Source organism: Micromonospora globispora, from assembly GCF_003857015.1.
Classification (GTDB): domain Bacteria; phylum Actinomycetota; class Actinomycetes; order Mycobacteriales; family Micromonosporaceae; genus Micromonospora; species Micromonospora globispora.
In genome coordinates this window covers 1-3,321 of sequence record NZ_QGGF01000746.1, presented here as the reverse complement: position 1 = coordinate 3,321, position 3,321 = coordinate 1, and the positions used below count along the sequence as shown (strand labels likewise).

The following is a 3,321-nucleotide window of genomic DNA, read 5'->3' as shown; positions in this document are numbered from 1 at the left end:
CTCGCCGCCGAAGGCGGGTAAGACGATGGTGCTGCAGGCGATCGCGAACGCGATCACCCGCAACAACCCGGAGTGCCACCTGATGGTGGTGCTGGTGGACGAGCGGCCGGAAGAGGTCACCGACATGTCTCGGTCGGTGAAGGGCGAGGTCATCGCGGCCACGTTCGACCGTCCGCCGCAGGACCACACGACGGTGGCGGAGCTGGCGATCGAGCGGGCGAAGCGTCTGGTCGAGCTGGGGCACGACGTGGTCGTGCTGCTCGACTCGCTGACCCGGCTGGGCCGCGCCTACAACCTCGCCGTCCGCTCCGGCGGGCGGACGCTCTCCGGCGGCGTGGACGTGGCCGCGCTCAACCCGCCGAAGCGGCTGCTCGCCGCCGCCCGCAACGTCGAGCACGGCGGCTCGCTGACCGTCATCGCCTCCGCGCTGGTGGAGACCGGTTCGGCGGCCGACACGCTCATCTACGAGGAATTCAAGAGCACGGGCAACGCCGAACTGCGGTTGGACCGGTCGCTGGCCGACCGGCGTACGTTCCCCGCGGTGGACCTCCGCCCGTCCGGCACCCGCCGCGAGGACCTGCTGCTCACCGGCGTCGAACTGAACCGGTTGCGTGGCCTGCGGTCCGCACTGTCCCAGCTGGACCGCCAGCAGGCTCTGGAACAGCTGCTTCACCAGCTCGCCACCACTGCGGACAACGACCGCTTCCTGGCCCGGCTGGGCCCGATGACCCGCGGCTAGTCGCGACCGGCGACGACCCAGCCGCTGGGAAACCGGGCTGCGCCAGGACGGGTGCCTTCCCGATACTCGGCGGGTGACCGACTCCCGCCCCGACCAGCTCGCCCCGCAGGCGCTCGTGCTGACCCCGGCGCAGGCCGCCGCCCTCCGGCACGTCCGGAAGGTCGCGCAGGGGGACCGGCCCGCCGCGCTCGCCGTCATCGCCCGGCACCTCGCCGGTTCCGGTGCCGAGTACCGACCGCAGGACGTGATCGCCGCGGTCGCCACGGACGGGCGGCTCACCCTCAACTTCCACCCGGACCGGCTGCTGCGCGCCGGCCGTACGGTCGCCACCGCGTTCGCCGAGGAGGGTGTCTACCGCAGCCAGTTCGAGACGGGCATCTCCAGCGGCGGGCTGACCGCGTTCCCCGGCGGGGACCGGGACCGCTGGGAGGAGTCGCTGTTCGGCGGGGCGTACCAGCGCGCGGGCGTCAGCCCGGCGGACCGCCCCAAGTACGGCGGCCTGAACCTGCTGGACCATCCGGACGGCGCCTGCCCCCGGTTCGGCTCCTGCCACCTGCGGCTGCGACCCGAGCTCCTCGGGCGGGCCACCTTCTGCTTCGGCGACAGCCACCTCGGGCCGAAGGACCTCGGCACGCTCGACGTCTTCGAACCGGTGCTGGCGGCGCTGCTCGAGGCCACGGCGGGCACCGGGACCAGCCTCGGGGTGGCGGGAATGGACACCGAGACCCTGCTGCGCACCCTGGTCCGCCGTCGGGAGCGGGAGTCCGCCCGGCCGGGCGCGGCGGGGCGGGCGCTCGACGACTACATCGAGGCGCAGATCCACGGGGAGCTCAGTCTGGCCCGGGACGTCGAGGCGCTGGTGGTCGACCCGTCGTTCCGGAACACCGAGACGGGCCGGACGCTTCAGGACATCGCCGGCCGACACGGTTTCCCGCTGCACTGGCACGCCGGGTTCGAGCTGCCCGTGGACGGCATCGACCCGGAGTTCCGCGGCCCGGCGATCCCGCCGCTGGCGGCCCGGGTGCACGCCGAGTTCGGCCGCCCGGGAGAGCCGATCCACGCCGCGCTGATCGGCCGGGCCGCCGCCTCGCTGGTCACCGAGCCGCAGCGGTGGGCGGACCGCGGGCCGACCGAGGTCACCCTTCAGCACCTCAAGCAGCTCTGGCACGTCCTCGTCCGGTTCGGTACCCCGGCTGAGGCCTGACGCTGCGGGGCTCGCGGCCCCGCTGCCCGTTTCGCGTCCCGCCGAGCTGTCTGCGCCCGTCCACATCGCGTCGGCTGGCCTGTCCGAAAGCCCTCGTGAGCTGGGCCGCACCCGACCTGGCCCGGGGCATATCCGGAATGACGGACACGTGGAGCTGGTTGTGTCCCCCGTAGTGCCGGGACGTAAACCCGTGCCGGCTGAGCAGTTCCCCCGAGGCGGGCTCACCCCGGAGCGCGTCGTAACGATCGAAAGGGCCCCATCGTGAAGCAGCACTTCACTCGATGGCTCCCCGCCATCGCCAAGACCCCGCATCGCAAGACCGCGCTGATCATCGCCGGCGTCGCCGCGATCGGCGGCCTGGCAGTCGCCCCCACCGCCATCGCGGCACCGGTCACTACCGGCCCGCATGCCGGCGCCGTCGCCGCCATCGATCTCGCGACCGGCAAGAAGACCGAGATCGACCCGGACACCGGCCAGAAGGTGCAGACGGTCGAGTCGGGCCAGACGACGGGTAGCGACAAGGTCCCGGCCACCAACAGCAACAAGCCGAGCCGGGAGAAGCTCGTCCCGCACGGCGTCCAGGGCGCCCAGTCGCGCATCCCGCTCGACGACGCACAGCTGGCCAACGCCAAGGCCATCGTCAAGGCGGCCAAGGAGACCGGCGTGGGGGAGCGGGGCGCCGTGATCGGCGTCGCCACCTCGCTGCAGGAGTCGAAGCTCTACAACCTCGGCCACCTCGGCGCGTACAACGACCACGACTCGCAGGGCCTGTTCCAGCAGCGCCCGTCGTCCGGTTGGGGTGCCCCCGAGCAGATCACCGACCCGGACTACGCCGCCAAGGCGTTCTTCACCGCACTGAAGAACGTGGGCGGGTGGCAGGACCTGCCGCTGACCACCGCGGCGCAGACCGTCCAGGTGTCGGCGTTCCCCTTCGCATACGCGCAGTGGGAGGAGCAGGCTGCGGACATCGTCCAGCAGATCTGGTGAGGTTGTACTGATTCACTGAACCGGCCGGTTCCCGTTTGATGCGGGGGCCGGCCGGTTCTGTCGGTGCCGGGGTAAATGTCCGTTTGTTGACGTGGGCCCCCGCGCGGCGAGTGGAACGTCATGGAGGTCTCCCGGCTCCGGTGACGTCCATGGTGTTCCACCGACGAGGCGGGGGTGTGTGCTGCCTCGTCGGCGCACGCGCCGTATGTCCGGTTTGTGGGTGTGACCGGCGGCATCCCGACGGCGGAATCGTGGCGGGGGTGGGGGCGTTACACATCCCCGACGGCCGCGATAGCAGCCCCGCCCCCGCGGGATCCTGCCGGATGGCCTGGCCCGGAATGATGGCCGGCCGGTGGTCGTTACACATGGTCCCGGCGCCGCGAGCAGGCCC

3 protein-coding genes are annotated in these 3,321 nt (G+C 72.2%); all 3 read left to right on the top strand.

From position 1 onward, the window contains the following. Nucleotides 1-739: transcription termination factor Rho (gene rho / locus DKL51_RS33185; protein WP_124813230.1), on the top strand; the 739-nt coding region annotated here is incomplete at its 5' end. Between the two features lie 73 nt (nucleotides 740-812). After that, a complete protein-coding gene (locus DKL51_RS33180; RefSeq protein ID WP_124813228.1) occupies nucleotides 813-1,943 on the top strand; it encodes a DUF3626 domain-containing protein in 1,131 nt (376 codons plus the stop codon). Nucleotides 1,944-2,204: 261 nt separating this feature from the next. Then, on the top strand, nucleotides 2,205-2,930 hold the full coding sequence (locus tag DKL51_RS33175) for a hypothetical protein (RefSeq protein WP_109943644.1): 726 nt from the start codon (nucleotides 2,205-2,207) through the stop codon (nucleotides 2,928-2,930). The last annotated feature ends 391 nt before the right edge of the window (nucleotides 2,931-3,321 follow it).